The 22,650-nt window shown below is 39.7% G+C and carries 14 protein-coding genes, 3 tRNA genes, 3 rRNA genes and 2 pseudogenes; 12 read left to right on the plus strand and 10 right to left on the minus strand.

Features of this window, described 5'->3' with window-relative positions; genetic code table 11:
* The first annotated feature begins 52 nt into the window (after nucleotides 1-52).
* Entirely contained in the window at nucleotides 53-793 is a 741-nt protein-coding gene (locus tag N4G44_RS01130) for an ester cyclase (RefSeq protein WP_474924286.1), read from the plus strand.
* A gap of 621 nt (nucleotides 794-1,414) precedes the next feature.
* The gene (locus N4G44_RS01135; protein ID WP_474924287.1) at nucleotides 1,415-3,943 is read left to right on the plus strand and encodes a DUF5686 family protein; all 2,529 of its coding nucleotides are present in this window, start codon (nucleotides 1,415-1,417) and stop codon (nucleotides 3,941-3,943) included.
* 239 nt (nucleotides 3,944-4,182) lie between these two features.
* On the opposite strand, the gene N4G44_RS01140 is transcribed toward N4G44_RS01135, so the two are convergent.
* The 9 genes from N4G44_RS01140 to rplU form a co-directional block, all read right to left on the minus strand.
* The gene (locus N4G44_RS01140; RefSeq protein WP_474924288.1) at nucleotides 4,183-4,350 is read right to left on the minus strand and encodes a bacteriocin-like protein; all 168 of its coding nucleotides are present in this window, start codon (nucleotides 4,348-4,350) and stop codon (nucleotides 4,183-4,185) included.
* Between the two features lie 823 nt (nucleotides 4,351-5,173).
* Nucleotides 5,174-5,282, minus strand: a 5S ribosomal RNA gene (rrf, locus tag N4G44_RS01145).
* 195 nt (nucleotides 5,283-5,477) lie between these two features.
* A 23S ribosomal RNA gene (locus N4G44_RS01150) occupies nucleotides 5,478-8,236 on the minus strand.
* Between the two features lie 173 nt (nucleotides 8,237-8,409).
* Nucleotides 8,410-8,482: transfer RNA gene (locus N4G44_RS01155), tRNA-OTHER, on the minus strand.
* A 49-nt stretch (nucleotides 8,483-8,531) separates the two neighbouring features.
* Nucleotides 8,532-8,608: transfer RNA gene (locus N4G44_RS01160), tRNA-Ala, on the minus strand.
* 95 nt (nucleotides 8,609-8,703) lie between these two features.
* Nucleotides 8,704-8,777 (minus strand) — tRNA-Ile (locus N4G44_RS01165).
* Between the two features lie 216 nt (nucleotides 8,778-8,993).
* Nucleotides 8,994-10,511, minus strand: a 16S ribosomal RNA gene (locus N4G44_RS01170).
* The 16S, 23S and 5S rRNA genes sit together here with 3 tRNA genes alongside, the layout of an rRNA operon.
* Before the next feature lie 806 nt (nucleotides 10,512-11,317).
* Nucleotides 11,318-11,575 carry a 50S ribosomal protein L27 gene (gene rpmA / locus N4G44_RS01175; RefSeq protein WP_027383144.1) on the minus strand — a complete coding sequence of 86 codons (258 nt, stop codon included), beginning with the start codon at nucleotides 11,573-11,575 and terminating at the stop codon, nucleotides 11,318-11,320.
* 12 nt (nucleotides 11,576-11,587) lie between these two features.
* Nucleotides 11,588-12,163: a 50S ribosomal protein L21 gene (rplU, locus tag N4G44_RS01180; RefSeq protein WP_073062670.1), complete on the minus strand. Its 576-nt coding sequence runs from the start codon at nucleotides 12,161-12,163 to the stop codon at nucleotides 11,588-11,590.
* A gap of 194 nt (nucleotides 12,164-12,357) precedes the next feature.
* On the opposite strand from rplU, the gene N4G44_RS01185 reads away from it, so the two are divergent.
* The 3 genes and pseudogenes from N4G44_RS01185 to N4G44_RS01195 all read left to right on the plus strand — a co-directional run bounded on the left by N4G44_RS01185 (nucleotide 12,358) and on the right by N4G44_RS01195 (nucleotide 14,449).
* Nucleotides 12,358-12,522, plus strand: a complete 165-nt coding sequence (locus N4G44_RS01185) for a hypothetical protein (protein WP_474924289.1) — start codon at nucleotides 12,358-12,360, stop codon at nucleotides 12,520-12,522.
* Nucleotides 12,523-12,587: 65 nt separating this feature from the next.
* Nucleotides 12,588-13,244, plus strand: a complete 657-nt coding sequence (locus tag N4G44_RS01190; RefSeq protein ID WP_474924290.1) for a neutral zinc metallopeptidase — start codon at nucleotides 12,588-12,590, stop codon at nucleotides 13,242-13,244.
* A gap of 114 nt (nucleotides 13,245-13,358) precedes the next feature.
* Nucleotides 13,359-14,449, plus strand: a pseudogene (locus N4G44_RS01195) (acyltransferase family protein).
* On the opposite strand, the gene N4G44_RS01200 reads toward N4G44_RS01195, so the two are convergent.
* The gene (locus N4G44_RS01200) at nucleotides 14,446-14,697 is read right to left on the minus strand and encodes a hypothetical protein (RefSeq protein WP_474924291.1); all 252 of its coding nucleotides are present in this window, start codon (nucleotides 14,695-14,697) and stop codon (nucleotides 14,446-14,448) included. The pseudogene N4G44_RS01195 and the gene N4G44_RS01200 sit on opposite strands and share 4 nt — an antisense overlap.
* 151 nt (nucleotides 14,698-14,848) lie before the next feature.
* Here N4G44_RS01200 and N4G44_RS01205 point away from each other — a divergent pair, with 151 nt between their 5' ends.
* The 7 genes and pseudogenes from N4G44_RS01205 (at nucleotide 14,849) to N4G44_RS01235 (ending at nucleotide 22,605) form a co-directional block, all read left to right on the plus strand.
* Nucleotides 14,849-15,427, plus strand: coding sequence for a MiaE family protein (locus N4G44_RS01205; protein ID WP_474924292.1), 579 nt, complete (start codon nucleotides 14,849-14,851; stop codon nucleotides 15,425-15,427).
* A gap of 81 nt (nucleotides 15,428-15,508) precedes the next feature.
* A pseudogene (locus tag N4G44_RS01210) lies at nucleotides 15,509-16,065 on the plus strand (DUF502 domain-containing protein).
* Between the two features lie 93 nt (nucleotides 16,066-16,158).
* A complete protein-coding gene (locus N4G44_RS01215) occupies nucleotides 16,159-17,535 on the plus strand; it encodes a tryptophanase (RefSeq protein ID WP_474924293.1) in 1,377 nt (458 codons plus the stop codon).
* Nucleotides 17,536-17,769: 234 nt separating this feature from the next.
* Nucleotides 17,770-18,648 carry an FAD-dependent monooxygenase gene (locus tag N4G44_RS01220; protein WP_474924294.1) on the plus strand — a complete coding sequence of 293 codons (879 nt, stop codon included), beginning with the start codon at nucleotides 17,770-17,772 and terminating at the stop codon, nucleotides 18,646-18,648.
* Nucleotides 18,649-19,034: 386 nt separating this feature from the next.
* The gene (locus N4G44_RS01225) at nucleotides 19,035-20,009 is read left to right on the plus strand and encodes a pyridoxal phosphate-dependent aminotransferase (protein ID WP_474925012.1); all 975 of its coding nucleotides are present in this window, start codon (nucleotides 19,035-19,037) and stop codon (nucleotides 20,007-20,009) included.
* Between the two features lie 155 nt (nucleotides 20,010-20,164).
* The gene (locus tag N4G44_RS01230) at nucleotides 20,165-21,595 is read left to right on the plus strand and encodes a TonB-dependent receptor plug domain-containing protein (protein ID WP_474924295.1); all 1,431 of its coding nucleotides are present in this window, start codon (nucleotides 20,165-20,167) and stop codon (nucleotides 21,593-21,595) included.
* A 29-nt stretch (nucleotides 21,596-21,624) separates the two neighbouring features.
* A complete protein-coding gene (locus N4G44_RS01235; RefSeq protein ID WP_474924296.1) occupies nucleotides 21,625-22,605 on the plus strand; it encodes a TonB-dependent receptor plug domain-containing protein in 981 nt (326 codons plus the stop codon).
* The last annotated feature ends 45 nt before the right edge of the window (nucleotides 22,606-22,650 follow it).

The following is a 22,650-nucleotide window of genomic DNA, read 5'->3' on the forward strand; positions in this document are numbered from 1 at the left end:
AACTCAAATTCTTTTGTTCTCTCAAAGCAAATCATTTAAAAATTCCCAACCAATGAACAGTGCCAAAAACAAAGAAACCATAAGACTTCTCTACAACTCTATATTTAATACCAGACAATTTGAAAAATTACCGGTTTTAATATCAGATAACTACACAAATTCTATTGGAGCAAAGGGTATAGCCGCTTTCCAAAAGTCAATTACTGAATTAGCCAACGCTTTTCCTGATGCCCGGTGGAAAGTTGAGGATATCATTGCTGAAGACAATAAAGTTATCGTCAAACAAACATTTACAGGCACCCATAAACTTAGGTTTCAAGACATCAATCCCACCCACAAAATGGTTTCTGTAAAAGGAATTGCAACTTACCTATTTAAAAATGGAAAAATTGTTTTTAGTGAAATTGAGACAAACCGTTTTAGCTTTTTACAACAATTAGGAGCTTTACCAAATCCGCCGGAACAACGTGATAATTCTAATATTGTTTTTCTAATTGATCAATTCTTTATCCCGAAATCTTCCATTGCAGAATTTAAAGAAAAGATGGATTATAATAGAGCTTTTATTAAAAGTCTTTCAGGATTTATTCGTGATAAAGTTTTGGAAAACCATGATGATAATGGAAATCTGATCATCATTACTATTGCAGAATGGCAAAATCAACATAAGCTGGATGAAGCAAAGATTTCTGTACAGGAAGAATATAAAAGAATCGGATTTAATCCAAAAGATTTTTACGAAAGGTTGAATATAAAAATAGAACGTGGGCAGTATCAAACTTTTCAGGAATAGAACATCAAGTACCGGTCTCATTGTTTTAAAGAAAATCAAGACTTACAGAAATGTGAGTCTTTTTTTGTGCCTTCAAAATACTTTATTCACAATTGAATCTCAATCTGCAGGATTCTCTTTTTCTAATTATCCACAATAAACCAAAAGTGTTAGTAATTCTTTCATCATCCATGATGAGAAGAAGGCATCATAAATGATCATATTGCTGTGGAAAAAAATGGGTTTTATCAATAACTGACTTATATTAAACAAAATACAATGTTAATAACCTGTGGAAAAACTACCAGTAAGCTATTAACAAGGTTATGAAAAACATTTATAATTCCGTGAATAACTTATGGATAAACCCTTAACAACATCTTGAAAACCTATTAACAATGCATTTGAAGTTGTGGAAAAACTGTGAAAAAGCTGTTAGTTTCAATATTTTAATCCAACTTATTCACAATCTCATTTCCATATCAAAACCTGTTATGATTAACTCATTAAATATCATAATCTTTTACTGTTATTTTCATTACATTTGTAGTTTTATGAATTTTTGCATAAAACGTTAAAAAATATGAACTTTTTTGAAGAAACTGCACGCTTTTTGTTTGTGCTAATTGCTTGAAGAACCAAATGATGTTAAACAACAACTCTAAATACTATAATCTCTTTTTTCTGTTCTTTATATCCTGCCTGGCATATGCCCAAAATACAGTGAACGGAAAAATTGTAGACGCAAAAACCAATAAAGAAATTTCCGGAGTGGATATCTTTATTAATGATAAAACTGAGCCTTTTCTGAAGACCACCCTGGGAAGTTTTAGCGTTCAGTCCGATACTATTATTTATAAACTAAGGTTTTCGAAAAAGAGCTACTCCACCGAAACCGTTACGATTACTCCTGAAAACGCGGCCAATGTTTTTGTGCAGCTTTCACAGGAAAAGGTAAGCAACATCGGTGAAATCGTCATCCACAACGAAAAACCCAAATACAAGAATAAAAAAGAAAATCCTGCTTATGCTATTATGCAGGAGGTATGGAAAAGGAAACGAAATAACGGCCTTGAGAAATTCGATACCTATACTTATAAAGAATATGAGAAGATCCAGTTTGACGCAAACAATCTGGACAGCGCTTTTATGAGTAAAAAAATCTTCAATAAACTGGATTTTATTTTTGATTATGCAGACTCTACAGCGAGCGGAAAGATAGGACTTCCCATCTTCCTGAATGAATCCGTGTACGAAAATTACGGAGAAAACAAACCCGGGAAAAAGACAAAAAGATTACTTGTTGCCCAAAAAACATCAGGATTTCAGGATAACCAGGTAATTACCATCACCGCGAAAAATCTTTACCGGGATATTAATATTTACGACAATACTTTAAATTATTTCGATATAGGATTTCCAAGCCCCGTGGGGACAAACGGGTTCAGTACCTATGATTATAATCTGACAGACACCATTTCTATCCATGGTGAGAACGCTTACAAAATAAGATATCAGCCTAAAAGAAAGGATGTTTTAGCGTTTCAGGGCTATCTTTATATAGACACGGATAACTATGCCGTTTTAGGAGCCACATTAAAGTCTACACAGAAGATTAACGTCAACTTCATCAACAGCATTTCCACAGAGCTGGAATATGACAATCCTGATGAGAATACGTTTCTCCCTAAAAAATTCATTACAGAAATAGAGCTTACGCCTTTTGCAAAGAAAAGGACGTCTAAAAGTATTATTGCCAAAAGGACGGTCGATTATTCCCAATATGATTTCAACAAACCTCTTGATGATAAAGTTTTCACACGAAAACAGGAAGAATATGATGACAAATTTGTAGATAAAGATGATGCTTACTGGCTAAAAGCAAGACCAGACTCATTATCCAAATCAGAACAGGGCGTTTATGAAATGCTTGACAGGCTTCAGCAGACACCAAAATTCAACCGTATCGTTAAAATCTATGAAACACTTGCATCAGGATATTATAATGCATTTAAAGGCATTGATATCGGTCCTATTTTCTCAATTTACGGTAAGAATGAAGTGGAAGGTGACAGAATAAGATTAGGAGCAAGAACTTACTTTGGGCAAAATGACCCTTGGAGACTTCAGTTCTATACTGCATATGGATTCAAAGATCAGCAGGTTAAATATGGTGCGGAAGGCCGCTACATGTTCAATAGAGTCAACAGATTTATGATCGGTGCCGGTACGAAGAGGGATATTGAGCAGCTGGGTGTGCAACTTACCACTGATGACGGAATTATGGCCCGTACCTTTGCTTCATCCACTCTTTTTGCAAGGGGAGAAAACGCTTCTTTGAGTTCCATCAATAAAACCAATATTTTCGCTTCCATTGAACCATGGAAAAACTTCCAGGTTCGTGTAGACGGGACATTACAAAGCATAAAATCAGCAAATCCTGATAAATTCAGCCTAATGTATTACCGGAATGGTGATCTGAGAAAAACACTTAACGACTCTCACGTTACTTTAAGCTTAATTGCAAGGCCGGGAGCAAAGTTCTCCCAGACAGGAGTTGACCGCTACGAACACGGAACACTGGCCCCTACCATTATCCTTAAATACACGAGAGGTATCGAAGGTCTTTTTAACGGAGATTTCAACTATAACAGACTCCAGTTTATGTTCTATAAACCGATACTAATCGGAAGCTGGGGGAAAACCATCGTAAACTTTGAAGCCGGAAAAACTTTTGATACAGTTCCTCTGGCTCTGCAGAATGTAATTCCCGGAAACCAGTCATATAGCCTGGCACAGAATACATTTTCACAACTTAACTATTATGAGTTTGTAGCAGACACTTATACGACATTACATCTTGAGCATCATTTCAACGGAAAAATACTTTCTTTTATTCCTTTGATCAAAAAACTTAAGCTTAGAGAAATCGCTTTCATCAGAAGCGCTTACGGAACTTTAAGTGATGCTTCCAAGGCCATTAATGTAGATGGATTCAAATATTCAGCACCAAGTGAGCAGATCTATTTTGAATACGGATTCGGAATTGAAAATATTGGAATCGGAAACCTTAGGATATTCAGGGTTGATTTTAACTGGAGAGGTAATTATCTCGACAGGCCGGATATTTCAACATTTGGAATAAAAGCAGGGTTCCAGGTCGGATTTTAAAATATAAGCTCCTTATCGATATGATAAGGAGCTTTTTAATCCAAATGATTAGACTACTATATCAGTCACTCTAGAAAAATTATCATATTTAAAACTGCTTAAGAGTCCATTAAATTTTAATATATAACTGTATACAGATTTGTGTACTCTAAAACGAAGCAAATCTGACTCATAATGCCTAATATAAAATCCCTGGCAATAACCAGGGATTTCTTTTTCAATAACTTATTTATCTAACATTAGCATCCGCATGGATCCGGATCTATGATCATATTGGGACATCTTAATCTCTGCTGTGCAGTCCAGGAGCACCATTCTCCACAAGTGGTTGCAGGAGGAGGACATGCTAATGCACCACCATCGATAGTCTTCAGTTCTTTTTTTGACAGTTTTCTCAAATTTTTCATAGTATTTTGTTTTAGTTTTTGCCTACTCTTATGCTTTTCGGCTTCCGCAAAATAATTTATTATATGGTTACAAAACAAATATATAAATATTTCACTACAATTAGAATATTTACGAAATATTTTTCTATGAATCGACTGAATGGATAATTTTGAAAACATTGATTAATATAAGGAAGAATAATATTCAGATATTGGATTAATATCAGCAGAAGCGTAAGCTTAAACAAGGTGGGACTAAGACAAAAGATCCAATCCGTTTGTTTCAATACATCAAGATACCTGGTCATTTTGAACAGTATATTAATGCTCTCGCAGATTGGGCAGATCAAGCAGATGTTTAGTAAAGTTTGTTTTTAATATTTATAGAGAAAGAAGCCCGTATGAAGGTAAAGACAGCTAAAAGAATTAGTTTTCACACAGATCACTCAGATGGCACAGATCCGTTATTGAAAAAAGTATTCGGAGCAGCCTGGAAGTAGTTTAAGTTTTGGCTAAGCCTTCTATTTGTTTCTGTTGTTGTAAAGGGAAAATAAACAGCTCGCCCCTACAGGGCTGGTAAATAAATCTAAAATATTCATATCATATCAATCATATCATATCATCTATTAACCGATCGCTCCTACGGAGCTCACCGTCTTTGAATTGCTTATTGCTTATGGCAGGGTTTAGGGTTTAGGGTTTAGGGAAAATTACACAGATTAATTGTATCATTTTTCATCTATTACTCATTACCCATTACTTATCACTCATCACTCATCATTTATAGGATGGTGTATATAACAAAAAAAAGTCTCACACAAAACTGTATGAGACTTTAAATAAAAACTGGCGGCGGCCTACTCTCCCGCTTGTCGCAGTACCATCGGCGCTGGTGGGCTTAACTTCTGTGTTCGGAATGGGAACAGGTGAGCCCCACCGCTAAAACCACCCTAAAGAAGGTATATAAGGTCGCAGGTTATTGGTAAGAGGTTGCAGGTTTTCCCTGCTACCTGATAGCTACCATCTGCTACCTGATTTTATCGATAAAAACTTTCACAAAGACAAAACCTTGTCTGCGCACAAAAGAACTTGTTGTATTTTTTAATCATTAAATTTCTTAATCATTAAATAATTATATAGCAACCATAGGCTATAAATCTACGGGTAATTAGTACTACTCGGCTATGCTGTTACCAGCTTTACACCTGTAGCCTATCAACGTCGTCATCTCCAACGACCCTTAAAAGATGTCTCATCTTGAGGCGAGTTTCGCACTTATATGCTTTCAGTGCTTATCTCTTCCAAACGTAGCTACTCAGCGGTGCACCTGGCGGTACAACTGATACACCAGAGGTTTGTTCAATTCGGTCCTCTCGTACTAGAATCAAGCCCTCTCAAACATCTAACGCCCGCAATAGATAGAGACCGAACTGTCTCACGACGTTCTGAACCCAGCTCGCGTGCCACTTTAATGGGCGAACAGCCCAACCCTTGGGACCTTCTCCAGCCCCAGGATGTGACGAGCCGACATCGAGGTGCCGAACCTCCCCGTCGATGTGAGCTCTTGGGGGAGACTAGCCTGTTATCCCCGGAGTACCTTTTATCCTATGAGCGATGGCCCTTCCATACGGAACCACCGGATCACTATGTCCTGCTTTCGCACCTGATCGACTTGTAGGTCTCACAGTCAAGCACCCTTATGCCATTACACTCTACGCACGGTTACCAAGCGTGCTGAGGGTACCTTTGAAAGCCTCCGTTACTCTTTTGGAGGCGACCACCCCAGTCAAACTACCCACCACGCAATGTCCTTCTAAAAAGAAGTTAGGCTCCAAGTAAGTAAAGGGTGGTATTTCAACGTTGGCTCCACCAACACTAGCGTGCCGGCTTCAAAGCCTCCCACCTATCCTACACATTACTTACTCAAAGTCAATACGAAGTTATAGTAAAGGTTCACAGGGTCTTTTCGTCCCATTGCGGGTAATCGGCATCTTCACCGATACTACAATTTCACCGAGCTCGTGGCTGAGACAGTGCCCAGATCGTTACACCATTCGTGCAGGTCGGAACTTACCCGACAAGGAATTTCGCTACCTTAGGACCGTTATAGTTACGGCCGCCGTTTACTGGGGCTTCAGTTAATGCCTTCGCTTACGCTAAGCACCTTCCTTAACCTTCCAGCACCGGGCAGGTGTCAGACCCTATACAGCATCTTTCGATTTAGCAGAGTCCTGTGTTTTTGATAAACAGTCGCCTGGGCCTCTTCACTGCGGCCACCATTGCTGATGGCGTCTCTTCTTCCGAAGTTACGAGACTATTTTGCCTAGTTCCTTAGCCACGACTCACTCGAGCACCTTAGGATTCTCTCCTCGACTACCTGTGTCGGTTTTGGTACGGGTTGCTTCACTTCGGCTTTTCTTGGAAGCGAGTTCACTACAGCAGCTTCGCCCGAAGGCTAGGCCTTGACTATTCCGTCAGTCTCCAGTAGCTACGTCACTCCGTCCCCTTTTTAGTGTGAGCAAGTATGGGAATATTAACCCATTGTCCATCCACTACCCCTTTCGGGTTCGCGTTAGGTCCCGACTAACCCTCAGCTGATTAGCATGGCTGAGGAAACCTTAGTCTTTCGGTGAGGGGGTTTCTCGCCCCCTTTATCGTTACTTATGCCTACATTTTCTTTTCTGTCCGCTCCACAATACCTCACGATACTGCTTCGGCGCAAACAGAATGCTCTCCTACCAGATATACCCCTAAGGTATAAATCCATAGCTTCGGTAATATGTTTATGCCCGATTATTATCCATGCCGGACCGCTCGACTAGTGAGCTGTTACGCACTCTTTAAATGAATGGCTGCTTCCAAGCCAACATCCTAGCTGTCAATGCAGTCCAACCGCGTTGCTTCAACTTAACATATATTTGGGGACCTTAGCTGTTGGTCTGGGTTCTTTCCCTCTCGGACATGGACCTTAGCACCCATGCCCTCACTGCCGCAGAACATTTATTAGCATTCGGAGTTTGTCAGGAATTGGTAGGCGGTGAAACCCCCGCATCCAATCAGTAGCTCTACCTCTAATAAACTCATTTGCGACGCTGCACCTAAATGCATTTCGGAGAGTACGAGCTATCTCCCAGTTTGATTGGCCTTTCACCCCTACCCACAGGTCATCCGAAGACTTTTCAACGTCAACCGGTTCGGTCCTCCACTCTGTGTTACCAGAGCTTCAACCTGCCCATGGGTAGATCACAAGGTTTCGCGTCTAATACTACTAACTAAGCGCCCTATTCAGACTCGCTTTCGCTCCGGCTCCGGACCTGAAGTCCTTAACCTCGCTAGTAACATTAACTCGTAGGCTCATTATGCAAAAGGCACGCCGTCACCCAACTTGTGGGCTCCGACCGCTTGTAGGCGTACGGTTTCAGGTTCTATTTCACCCTTCTATTCGAAGTGCTTTTCACCTTTCCTTCACAGTACTTGTTCACTATCGGTCTTTCAGGAGTATTTAGCCTTGGAGGATGGTCCCCCCATATTCAGACAGGATTTCACGTGTCCCGCCCTACTCATTTATCACTCAAATATGCCTTTCATATACGGGGCTATCACCCTCTATGGCTGCACTTTCCAGTACATTCTATTAAACATATAAAAGCTTTTGGGCTAATCCGCTTTCGCTCGCCGCTACTTACGGAATCTCTTCGATTTCTTTTCCTCCGGGTACTTAGATGTTTCAGTTCTCCGGGTTTGCTTCCCCTAAGGGATGACATGTCTTCAACATGACGGGTTGCCCCATTCGGATATCTGCGGATCTATTCGTGTGTGCCGATCCCCGCAGCTTTTCGCAGCTTACCGCGTCCTTCTTCGCCTCTGAAAGCCTAGGCATCCGCCATACGCCCTTAACGATTTCTTTCCTATTTTTGGTTACTCAAGCGCTTTTATGCGCTCGGTTTTCTCTTTGTGATGTCTTTACCGTTAATGTCAATGATCTTAATATCTTCTGTATTATTGTACATCGTATTTATGTATTAATGATGGCTCTCATCATTATGAGCATACATACTTCCAATATACCAATACAAACTGTGGAGAATAAGGGAGTCGAACCCTTGACCTTCCCGATGAATCGGGACGCTCTAGCCCCTAACGGCTATAATCCTTTGATCTTATGTATAAATATCTTCTATTCTTGTTATATTTCTATAACTTGGTGGAGAATAAGGGAGTCGAACCCTTGACCTCCTGCGTGCAAGGCAGGCGCTCTAGCCAGCTGAGCTAATTCCCCTCTAGTCAGACTAAGAGATTCAAGATGCTAGATTCAAGACTTTCAATTCGTTGTCTTGGCTCTTGGCTCTTTTATCTTCCCGTCTTTTCAATTAGTAGTCTCGGGCAGGCTCGAACTGCCGACCTCTACATTATCAGTGTAGCGCTCTAACCAGCTGAGCTACGAGACTGTCTTGTGGACTTTCAGATCCAAGATGCTAGATACAAGACTTTCATTCGTCTTGGTTCTTGGCTCTCGGCTCTTGTATCTCTTTCCCTGTACTAATTTCTAGTGGGTGTGTATTTTTTTAATATAAATCAACCAAATAAAAAACTAAAGCTTGAACTTTAAGATAAGTCAATGGTACCGAAGTACCTAATTTTGTTTAACGTTCTTCAACGCTCTAAAATGAGATGTTCCAGCCGCACCTTCCGGTACGGCTACCTTGTTACGACTTAGCCCTAGTTACCTGTTTTACCCTAGGCAGCTCCTGTTACGGTCACCGACTTCAGGTACCCCAGACTTCCATGGCTTGACGGGCGGTGTGTACAAGGCCCGGGAACGTATTCACCGCGCCATGGCTGATGCGCGATTACTAGCGATTCCAGCTTCATAGAGTCGAGTTGCAGACTCCAATCCGAACTGAGACCGGCTTTCGAGATTTGCATCACATCGCTGTGTAGCTGCCCTCTGTACCGGCCATTGTATTACGTGTGTGGCCCAAGGCGTAAGGGCCGTGATGATTTGACGTCATCCCCACCTTCCTCTCTACTTGCGTAGGCAGTCTCACTAGAGTCCCCAACTGAATGATGGCAACTAGTGACAGGGGTTGCGCTCGTTGCAGGACTTAACCTAACACCTCACGGCACGAGCTGACGACAACCATGCAGCACCTTGAAAAATGTCCGAAGAAAAGCCTATTTCTAAGCCTGTCATTTCCCATTTAAGCCTTGGTAAGGTTCCTCGCGTATCATCGAATTAAACCACATAATCCACCGCTTGTGCGGGCCCCCGTCAATTCCTTTGAGTTTCATTCTTGCGAACGTACTCCCCAGGTGGCTAACTTATCACTTTCGCTTAGTCTCTGAATCTTAAAAACCCAAAAACGAGTTAGCATCGTTTACGGCGTGGACTACCAGGGTATCTAATCCTGTTCGCTCCCCACGCTTTCGTCCATCAGCGTCAGTTGTTGCTTAGTAACCTGCCTTCGCAATTGGTGTTCTAAGTAATATCTATGCATTTCACCGCTACACTACTTATTCCAGCTACTTCAACAACACTCAAGACATGCAGTATCAATGGCAGTTTCACAGTTAAGCTGTGAGATTTCACCACTGACTTACACATCAGCCTACGGACCCTTTAAACCCAATAAATCCGGATAACGCTTGCACCCTCCGTATTACCGCGGCTGCTGGCACGGAGTTAGCCGGTGCTTATTCGTATAGTACCTTCAGCTACTCTCACGAGAGTAGGTTTATCCCTATACAAAAGAAGTTTACAACCCATAGGGCCGTCGTCCTTCACGCGGGATGGCTGGATCAGGCTCTCACCCATTGTCCAATATTCCTCACTGCTGCCTCCCGTAGGAGTCTGGTCCGTGTCTCAGTACCAGTGTGGGGGATCACCCTCTCAGGCCCCCTAAAGATCGCAGACTTGGTGAGCCGTTACCTCACCAACTATCTAATCTTGCGCGTGCCCATCTCTATCCACCGGAGTTTTCAATGTCGAATGATGCCATTCAACATATTATGGGGTATTAATCTTCCTTTCGAAAGGCTATCCCCCAGATAAAGGCAGGTTGCACACGTGTTCCGCACCCGTGCGCCGCTCTCAAGTCCCCGAAGGAACTCTACCGCTCGGCTTGCATGTGTTAGGCCTCCCGCTAGCGTTCATCCTGAGCCAGGATCAAACTCTCCATTGTATGTTTTTCCTGACCCTCTCAAAGTTATTTAACGCTTTAGTTTTTTTCCTTACTTGGTTGTTATATTGTATGTCAATGATCTTTTTTCTTTCCGCTTTTATAAAGAACTTTTTTCTGTCGTTCTGCTCCTTATTTGCGGTTGCAAAAGTAATTATTTATTTCTAAATGACCAAATGTTTTTCAAAGAAAATTTAAAGTTTTTTAAGTAACCTTAACCTCTTTACTAAACCTTAATCGCTATCGCTTCTGCTCCCCGTTTAACCGGACTGCAAAGATAGGAAAATTTTTAAACCCGGCAACTTTTATTTCTAAAAATTTAAGGCTATCCTTTCTTATCCTCTTAAAGCTTTTTTAAATACTTAATGCTTATCTAAAAGCTCTTCTGCGCTTACTGTCTACTCTCGTTTTCAGTGGGGCAAAGATACATCCTTAACACCACACAAAACAAAATCTATTTAACATAAAGTTTAATTCCAGTTCATATTAAACCGTAAAGAACTGGTATACAGTAGTAAAAATTTTAAACTTTTGTTTAATTTTTTCAGCTTTTCTTTCCAGAATTAAGGTTTACTATCTATTTTAGTATATATAAGGCTTAAAAACTCTGCATAAGATTTTTCTAATCCGACAATGTCACCGGATTTTAAATTTAAACCGCCAACTCCGGAAGTATCCGATTTTACCCTCAACGACGATACCTGAAAGTATAGGCTTTTTATATTCTAACATATTGATCTTATTGGGACGGGACAAAACAAAAAAACCTCAGCAAATGCCGAGGTTTAATTTATAAAACGCTTAAATAATTATGCGTTTGGCTCTACAGATACAAAAGATCTGTTGTTTGCTTTCTTTCTGAAAACTACTTTACCGTCTACTAATGCAAACAAAGTATGGTCTTTACCAATTCCCACGTTTTCACCTGGGTGGTGTTGCGTACCTCTCTGTCTGATAATAATATTTCCGGCAATAGCATCTTGTCCTCCGAAAATCTTCACACCTAATCTTTTAGAGTGAGATTCTCTACCGTTCTTGGAACTACCGACTCCTTTCTTGTGTGCCATTTTATTACTGGATTATTTGTTAAGTGCTTTAAATTGATCGATGTTCTTAATGATAGCAGCATCTACTTCTTCATGAGTAAGAACAGTTTTTTCTAATTCAACTTTAACCGCTTTACCTAAAGTAATTAAAGTTTCTCTGTTTTCTTTAGACTGAGACAGGTTGTTTTTCTTCAAGTGATAGTTCAGTTCGTGATCTTCACCAAAGTTAACCGTAGCGTTGTCTGAAAGAACTTCAGCTTTCACAGTTTCTTTTTTAGCAGCTTTCTTTGTACTTCCGTCAAAACCAGTGATACCAGTGATTTTAATTTGAGTTAAAGATTGTCTGTGACCGTTTTTCACCTGATAACCTTTTCTTCTTTTCTTTTTGAAAACGATTACTTTATCAGCTTTTACGTGGTCTAGGATCTCTGCATCTACAGTGATTCCGCTTACAGCTGGGGCGCCTACAGTGATTGAACCATTTACAGTAAGAAGAATTTTATCAAAAGAAACTTTGTCTCCTTTTTCTCCTTTTAAACGGTTTACAAACAACTTCTGGTCTTGCTCAACTTTGTATTGAAGCCCTGCTATTTCTACAATTGCAAACATTGTTTATAAAATTTTTAGTTATTTCGAGGTGCAAATATATGAATATTTTCTAAATACCTTACAATCAGTTCTGTATTTTTTTGTAAAAAACTAAATAAAAAATCATTTCACTAAATTTTGAATAATTTTTTACATAAAGTGCTCATACATAACAGATAATTTTATACCTTCGTTATCACCAAAAAATATTTTATATGAAAAGAAACTTTAAATTCTGCTTATTAGCAGGAGCCATTGCCGCTTTTTCATTATCAGCGTGCCGTGATGACAAAATGGAAGAATCTGTACTTCCGGAATCTCAATCTGCCAGCGCCAAGATCGAACAGCCCGGAGATCTTGAAAAAGCTGTTCCTATGTAGACCAATACTGGAGCTCAACAGCTGTTCTTAAAACAGGACTTCAGTACGCAGCAGATACCAATTTTATGAATGCGCAGATGACTAAAATTGCCAGCCTTTGGGGAAGAAGCAACCCAACCTTACGATTTGTAGATGATCCTTCTAATTTTGGTTCTACCTACAATGCAATTTCCTATTCCACAGGAAAAATCTACTATGGCTACGCCATTTATGCAGATGCAAAAAATAAAGGAGGCGATATTGTGAATGCGATGATCCTTGCTCACGAATACGGGCACCAGCTACAGTACATTTTCGGACTTCCTAGTGTAAGTGAAAACACGGCAAGACCTAATGAGCTCGAAGCAGACGGTTTCGCAGGTTATTACTTGAGAAGACCAAATGGCTACAACAAAACCAATTTCTCAGAAATTGCCGCAGCCTATGAGTTTGCACAAAGCATCGGAGATTACCAGACGTCAAGTGCGAACCACCACGGAACTCCTCCTCAAAGAAGATCTGCAGTACGTTTAGGATTCCTTCTTGGACAGTATGATCTTACTGCTGCCAATTTTGATTACAACTTCTTCTACTATTATCAGGGAGTATTGAACGGCACTTATAAAATGGGCAAAAATTCTGTAAATCCAGAAATCGATGCCTATATGAGCAAATATATGGATGAACTTAGAAAGATCCAGACCGGAGAAATCACTGAGGAACAATTTAAGCAACTTAAATAAACATTCATTTTTAGCATATTTAACAAAGGAGGCAGGCAGCAATGTCCTGTCTCTTTTTAGTTTATTTGATAAATATCCCAAAGTTTATTTACTTTTGAACCATATCCTATAATAATGAACAGAGACCTCTACATTGATTTTGCCAAGGGAATGGCAACACTTTCTATCATATTTATCCATACCGCTTTCTGGTCGGGGCAATTTTACATTCCCGCAGAAGTAAGGGTATTTTCCCTGGTTTTTGATGTAGCTCTCTTTTATGCCTTAAGCGGAATCACCTCAGGTTCGAATATCGAAAAAACATTTTACAGATTGCTAAAGCTTCAGATCACTTATATGATCTTTGTAACATTCCTGTTCTTCCTGGATTATTTTTTTAAAGTCTTTGGATTAACGTTTTTCTCTATGGAATGGCTTCAGAGCTTTTACTCAACATTTGGGTCTAAATATGCAGCTACCGGTGTTTCGGATGTTCCACAATGGCAGAATCTCGGCAACTGGTATCTTCACCAATATACGAATGCTGATACATTCCCCGTTGTGATGGGAAGCTTCTGGTATCTGAAAGTCTATTTCATTCTGGCCGTTTTCGGAGTCTTAATACTCAGGTTTTTCCCAAAACATATCGACTGGTTTATAGGGCTATGTCTGGTATTAACTTTAATATTTAATGTTTTTCCGGAGTATTACCCTGGCGGACAAGTCGGTTATGTTGCCTTTTATCTTGCCATATTCTTAATAGCCAACAGAATGCGCGGAAAGAAAATTCCAACCCAAATTATTCCTGTCCTGTATGCGGTAGTGGCAACAGCTTTAATGTGGATGTTCTGGTATTACGGCAATGAAATTTTTTATAAGATCAATAAAAATAAATTCCCTCCGAAGATTCCTTATATAATATGGTCTCTGTTTTCATTGACCACACTATTTGTACTTTACAACAGATTAAAAATTACAAAAGAAAACTTTGTAACCCACATCGGAAAGAATGCTATCTTTTTTTACTTTGCGCAGGGGATAAGTTCGTCGTTAGTGTATTTTATCGTTGTCTCTCTACAGGAAAATATGCCTTGGTGGCTGCTTATGATCCTCATTTACGTAATTAATATAATCCTTGCCTTCATAATTGCATCGGGATTAAAAAAGTAGATGATCTGGGTTGGAAAATTCTTGAGTTTTTACGAAAAAAGACTTCAATAAATTAATCTTTTTTTGAGCCTCTTGTTAAAAGAATAATAATGATAAGAAGCAGAGCAACCCCAATAATAATATACACCGGGTTGGTATACCATTCCGTGGTCGTGGTGCTTGTACTTGTTGAATTGACAGTCTTATCAGCTGTTACCGTACCGTTGTCGTTATTCTGCGCAAATGACATTGCAGACATAAAGATCATAACTAAAAAAGCTAACCCTGTGTTAAGCTTATTCTTTAATGTTGTAAGTGTTTCCATTGTTTAGATTTTTAATTATAAATATAGAATATCAAAAAAAATACCAATATTTCAATTCATTTTTATTAAAAAACAATTAAACCTTTTTTTAAATTTTAATAAAACTTCTTACTTCTCGCAATTTATTTTAATTTTACAAAAAATTCAAAACATGTTTAAGTTGAAACTTCCTACCGATCCAAGGTGGGCAAATATTGCAGAGGAAAACATTGAGGAAATTTTAACGGATCATGCATGGTGCGAGCAGAAAGCCGCAACCAATGCCATCGGCTTAATTACCATGCTTCCTGAATATCCCGGGATTGTCACAGAACTTCTGGCCATTGCGCAAGAAGAGCTGGATCATTTCAATCAGGTTCATGAGATCATTAAAAAAAGAGGATATGCATTTGGCAGACCTAGAAAGGATGATTACGTAAATGAGCTGGCCAAATTCATTATCCAGGGAAGCAGAGAAGATCTGATTGTGGATAAAATGCTGTTTGCCGCCATGATTGAAGCCAGAAGCTGCGAAAGGTTCAAAGTTCTTACTGAAAATATTAAAGATGAAGAACTGAAAAGATTCTATAAAGAGCTGATGATCTCTGAGGCCAATCATTACACCACCTTCATAGGATTTGCAAGACAGCTCGGAGACCCTGAAAAAGTAAACAAACGCTGGGATGCATGGCTGGAATACGAAGCCAGCATTATAAAATCATACGGAAACAAAGAAACCATCCACGGATAAAATAAAAAGTAAAAAGACCACGTTGAAAAAACCGACCTTCGAAAATATCACCAATTTTTTTCTGAAAAATTTTTTCAGGGACTGGTTATTATTGGGCCTATCGGGCTTACGATCTTTGTGATCTGGTATATTGTAAGTGCTATTGACAACATTATTCCTTCCGTCGCAAAAGAGATTCCCGGACTGGTTTTTATTTCAACCATACTGATGACTGCTGTTCTGGGTTATCTCGGAAATAAGTTTGTGGTTGGAAAATTCTTTTTCGACACAATGGACCGGTTTCTTGAAAAAACTCCGGGAGTAAAACATATCTACACCCCTACAAAAGACGTCATGTCATCGTTTGTGGGTGATAAGAAAAAATTCAATGATCCTGTATGGGTAAAAACCAATGAAAATCCGGAAATCTGGAGAATCGGTTTTCTTACCCAAAAAGAAATGTCGGACGTTGACAAGCACAATTACGTTGCGGTATATCTGCCCCACTCCTATGCTATTTCAGGATGGGTAATTGTTACTGAAGAAAAAACATCAAACCCGTAGTGGGAATGACTGCAGCTTCGGCCATGAAGTTTGCGGTAAGCGGCGGTGTAGCCGGTTTCCATTCGGATGATAATATATTTAAAGCACCGGAGTAACTTCTTCCGCTCCTTTTTAAATATATATTGATGAATTTGAATTTATTTCAAACAAATTTTCTTTACAAACAATCTAATAAAATATTTTAACGCATGAAATTACCGTACGCGGAACCCTTCCGTATCAAAATGGTGGAAGAAATCCGCCAGTCTACAAGAGAAGAAAGAGAGCAGTGGCTTAAAGAAGCAAATTATAACCTTTTTAACCTTAAATCATCACAGGTTTTCATTGATCTCCTTACCGACTCAGGAACAGGAGCCATGTCTGACAGACAATGGGGCGCCCTGATGACCGGAGATGAAAGCTATGCAGGGTCACGTTCTTTTGAACAGCTTCAGAACACCGTTGAGAAAATCACCGGATTTAAATATTTACTGCCTACCCACCAGGGAAGAGCTGCTGAAAACGTCCTTTTTTCCGTTCTCGTAAAAGAAGGTGACGTAGTGCCCGGAAACTCTCATTTCGATACGACCAAGGGGCACATCGAATTCAGAAAAGCACACGCTATTGACTGTACTATTGATGAAGCTTTTGACATCAATGATCTTCACCCGTTTAAAGGGAACATCAATTTAGAAAAACTGGAAGAGGTTTACAAAAGCCATCCGAAAGAAAATATTCCTTTCTGCCTGATTACCATTACGTGTAATTCTTCAGGAGGCCAACCCGTTTCTCTGGAAAACATGAGAGCTGTAAAAGAATTATCAGACCGTTATGGAATTCCTGTTTTCTTCGACTCAGCAAGATTCGCAGAAAATGCTTATTTCATCAAAAAAAGAGAGCAGGGCCAGGAAAACCGAAGCATCAAAGAAATCTGTAAAGAGATCTTCTCTTACGGGGACGGAATGACGATGAGTTCTAAAAAAGACGGATTGGTCAATATCGGAGGATTTATAGCTTTAAACAATGAAGAAGTTTTCAGAAAAGCTTCCAATTTTACCATTATCTATGAAGGCTTCATCACTTATGGAGGAATGGCCGGAAGAGATATGGCTGCTTTAGCCGTAGGACTAGACGAGGCAACTGAATTCGCTTATCTTGAAAGCAGAATTTCACAGGTAGAATACCTTGGTAATAAACTGATCGAATACGGAATCCCTGTTCAGAAGCCGATTGGCGGCCACGCTGTTTTTATTGATTCCCTGAATTTCCTACCAAAAGTATCCAGAGCAGAATATCCGGCACAAACCTTAGGGTTGGAGATTTACAAGGAGGCAGGAATCAGAACTGTAGAGATCGGTACATTACTGGCAGACAGGGATCCTGAAACTAGAGAAAACCGTTATCCGAAACTGGAACTTGTACGCCTTGCTATTCCGAGAAGAACCTACACGAATAACCATATGGATTACATTGCAGCAGCAATCAAAAACGTTTATGAAAGACGTGAAGAGATCTCCAAAGGATATAAAATAACCTGGGAGCCTGATCTGTTAAGGCACTTTACAGTTCAGCTTGAAGAAGCATAAAATTGAAACCGGGATTTATTTCCCGGTTTTTTGATGTATCAGCTTTAAATAACTCCACTTTTCCATAAAAGCAACATAATGCTATGCTTTTCATTTTATTTTCAAATAATTTTAAATCATATTCAATTATTTTTTTCAATTAATGAATGTTTTTAATTTACATTTGCACTTATCAAATAAATAGTTTACAGGACGTAAGCTGAAACACTAACTGAAAAAATCCATTATTCCGAGATGAACAAAATTGCTGTCGTGGGCGCCGGCATCTCCGGCTTAAGCATAGCGAATTACTTAGAAAAACACCAATTAGATTACCATATTTACGAAAGGAGAAAGAAAGATGATCTTACCGGTCATGGCTTTCTGCTTCCGAAAGAAGGAATAGAATATCTTTCACAGATCATTGATCCGTCTGTACTTTTTAAACGAGGTAACTTTTTAAAAAAATATATCCGGTATTCCCATACAGGAAAAATACTTGCAGAAAAGGAGCTGCAGGATGTCTTTGTTATTGCCAGAAGCTCCCTGATTGAGATCCTTACCCGGAATATTCCGGCTGGAAAAATTACCTACGATGAAACAATAGCTCCATGTGATGCCCAAAAAGGAAAACTGAAAAAGCAGGACGGAACCTACATAGGCGCTGATCTGGCGATTGTGTCGGATGGTTCTAAAAGCCGTATCAGGAGACAAATATTTGAGGACGAAGTGATGCGATCCGTACAGGAAAGCGAAATTGTCAATATCATCCAGAACAGGGATATTGCCGACCGCCTGGATAATAATTTCATGAAATACCACCATGAAGACGGCGGACTGACATTTGGAATCCTTAAACTTTCCGAGGACACAGTACTTTGGTATTCACAGTTCGACAATGAGAAATATAAGATCAGCGAGCAATGCTCTGTTGACAACCTTAAAAACTATATGTTTGAAGTTTTTGATGACTGGGATCCCATGGTGTCTTCTATCGTTAAGGAATCCGATTACAAAAATGTACATTTGTGGAGGGTTTATGAGCTGGAAAAACTCAATCCTTTTTATAAGGACAATATTGTTTTCATCGGTGACGCCGCTCATCCGCTTATTCCCTTCACGAGCCAGGGGTAACCTCAGCATTAAAGGATTCTTTTGCACTGACTCAACATCTGGTTTCAGAAAAAGATCCCGCTGAAGCATTCAGAAAGTATGAAGCTGAAAGAAAACCGGAAATAGAAATCCACATCAGGAACGGAAGGATTCTGCTGGATCAGTTTTTAAAACCGCTTCACGAGCAGACAGAAAATATTTTACCCATATCATATAAATAAAGAAATGTTTACCAATAACGATATCAATTTTGATGCTTTAAAGAGGAAAGCCTATAACGGAAGATGGGCAACTATAGAAGAAGGGGTCATCCCTCTTACTGCCGCTGACCCGGACTTCAGAACCGCTCCGGAAATAGAGCAGGGAATTATTGAGTATATAAAAGACGGCTATTTGAGCTACGGACCATTCTCCGGACTTCCGGAGTTCAAAAAAACGTTGCCGAACATTTTAACACAGAAAAACACGGCAACTTTACCCCGGAAAATGTACTTGCCGTCAACAGTGCCGCGCAGGGAATGTTCCTGATCGCATCCTATGTTTTAAAGCCGGGAGAGGAGGCTATTATCTTAGATCCCGTAGACTTCCTGTTTAAAAGATCCGTGGAAGCAGCCGGCGGAACCGTAAGATTATGCCCGGTAGATCATATAACGGGAGCTATAGATTTTGAAAAACTTATAGAGCTCATCAATCCAAGAACAAAACTGATCAGCATCTGCAACCCCCACAATCCACTGGGAAAAGTATATTCCAAGGAAGTGCTGAAAAAGATATCAGAAATTGCGTCCGCCCATGACCTTTGGGTAATGAGTGATGAGATATGGAGTGATATTATTTATGATGATAAAGAATTCTATACCTATTCTTCGGTTTCAGAAGAGGCGAAGAAAAAGAGCTTTACGGTATATGGATTTTCAAAATCATTTGGAATTGCGGGGTTGAGAATCGGTGCCGTTTTGTGCAACGACCAGGAAATCCTTGATGATTTTACAGAAAAATCCAATTTTAATTCTACGATAGAAGGAGTTTCAACACTTTCACAGATTGCAGGAAGTGTGGCTTTGGAAAAGGCAAAACCCTGGTATAAAGAATTCTTGACCCACCTTCAGCACAATAGAGACCTTGCTTTTGGTATCCTGAACCGTTCAGAAATCCTTAGCCCCAATTTACCTGAAGCTACTTTTGTATTATTTCCGAAAATTAAAAATAATTTAACCAGCGATGAGTTCACCCGCCATGTATTACAGCATGGAAAGGTAGCCGTGGTTCCAGGATCAGAAAGATGGTTCGGAAAAGGAGCGGAAGGACATATCAGAATCTGCTTTTCCACGTCCCGGGAAATTTTAGAAGAAGGACTTGATCGAATAATCAGAAGTTTTTAAAGTTAAAAATTTTCTTTATTTCAATGTTTTAAGTTTATATTTTTCTTTATTTAATGAAAATTTAACTTCATTTAAATAATTCTTACACAATAGCGTATTTTCATATTGATTTAATAGTAAAATTCAATATTTTTGATATAATCACTAACTTAAATATGAAATATGAGATTGAAGTACACGAGCATTCTTTTTTAGGAACGGCATCAATGCTGTATTCCCAAAATACTAATGACACCATTTCCAAAGAGTCAAAAATAGAGGAAGTCTCCATTACCGGAAGCCGGAATAAAAAGAGAACCGTTACCAATACCCCTGTTCCTGTTGACGTCATTGACATCAAGCAGGTAAGCCAGTCAACGGGGCAGATAGAAGTCAACCAGCTTCTTCAGTTCAGTGCACCTTCATTCAATTCCAATAAACAGTCCGGATCGGATGGAGCCGACGCGACGGATCCGGCAACATTACGCGGACTTGGACCGGACCAGACCCTTCTTTTACTGAACGGAAAAAGGTACCACCAATCTTCCCTGATCAACGTTTTCGGAACAAAAGGAAGGGGAAATACAGGTTCGGACATGAATACCATCCCCATCGGGGCTATAAAAAGGATTGAAGTACTCCGTGACGGAGCTTCCGCACAATATGGTTCTGATGCAATTGCCGGGGTTATCAACGTTATTCTTAATGACCGCAATCATGGCTTTGAAGGCAATGCTTTTTATGGAATGAACCTTTTTAAAAGTCCGGGAAACAATGATGTTGTTTCGGATCATAAAGTAGACGGAACAACCTTCGATTTCAGCGGAAATTTAGGAACAAGAATAGGAAACAATGGTGGTTTTGGTAACTTCACCGTTGAATTTGTCAATAAAGACCGTACCATAAGAAATGCCAACCCTGAAAAGGGCTATGAGTCTCCAAGAGAAAAATTTGGTGATGCAAAATCCCAGAATGTTTATTTCTTCGGAAACGTAGAACTGCCTTTGTCTGATGGCTTAAAGTTCTATTCCCGACAAGGGTTTTCTTACCGTAAAACCAATGCCTATGCATGGACAAGGACACCGGATGCGGACGGAAATATTCCTGAAATATATCCTAACGGTTTTAACCCGATAGAGGATACCAGCATTACGGATTTCACGTTCGATAACGGTCTAAAATTTAAAGTAGCCAATTGGGACGTTGATTTTTACAATGCATTCGGAAGCAACAGGTTTACTTATCAGATAGACAATACCATTAATGCTACCCTGGGAGTAAAGTCACCGACGAGTTTCAATGCCGGCGGACATGCTCTTTTACAGAATACAACCGGATTTAATGCTTCAAAACAGTTTAAAGTACTGGAAGGTTTAAACGTTGCTTTCGGATCTGAATTCAGGTACGAACAGTTTGAGCTCATCAAGGGAGAAGAAGCTTCTTATGCCATGTATGACATCAATGGAAATGTGGTAACCGCTGATACTCCGGAAGCTTTGTTAGTGACCAATCCGCTTTCCGGTGATGTTCGTCCTGGTGGTTCACAAGGTTTTCCCGGATATTCCCAGGAATTTAAAAAAACAGGAACAATTTTGCCGCTTATGTAGATACCGAACTGGATATTACCAAGAAATGGATGGTCAGCGTAGCCGGAAGGTTTGAAAACTATAATGATTTCGGAAGCACTTTGAATGGTAAATTTGCGACACGATATGCATTTACCCCACAGTTTGCCTTCAGAGGATCCGTTTCTACCGGGTTCAGAGCTCCTTCTTTAGCACAGAAATATTACAGCCTTCAGTTTACGAATTTCCAGGGAGGAAATCTTGTTACTATTCAGCTGGCTTCCAATGACAGTGATCTTGCGCAGCAATCAGGAATTTCCCAGCTAAAGCAGGAAACCTCATTGAATGGAAGCGCCGGATTTACATTTAATACTGCAAAATTTACAGCAACAATAGATGGTTACTATATTAAAGTAAAAGACAGAATCGTACTGACCGGTAACTTCTCCCGAGACGATCTTCCGCAGGAAGTTCAGCTTAAATATCCTTTTATTGACCAGGCACAGTTCTTTTCCAATGCCATAGATACCAGAACAAAAGGGGTTGATATTATTTTAAGCTATACCGATGATCTGGGCCCGGGGAAACTTACCGCTACTTTAGCCGGAAACTATAACGATATGGAGATCACCAAAGTAAATGCTCCAGATAAGCTAAAAGGCAAAGAAGACATCTTCTTGAGCGCAAGGGAAAAAGCATTTATTTTAGCTTCCGCTCCTAAAACAAAGGTTAATCTGAACTTAAACTACAAAATTAATAAGTTTAATGCCAATGTTCAGCTTGTAAGGTTTGACAAAGTGAAATTAATCGGGTACGGGGATGCAGATGATTACCAGCTTTATGGCGCAAAGGTAACTACCGATATTTCTTTTGGGTATGAATTCTCCAAAAACCTCAACCTGACTATTGGAAGCAAGAACTTATTCAACCGTTATCCTACGTTGCAAACCGCTGCTGTAGATGGTAATACGGAATCAGGAGGAATTTTTGACCCTGTCCAGATGGGATTTGCCGGCAGACAGGCTTTTGCAAGACTTAATTTTAAGTTTTAAATATTATTTTTTTATGAAAGAGACTGTACCAGATCATAACTGTAA

Source organism: Chryseobacterium sp. GTID13, assembly GCF_056172655.1.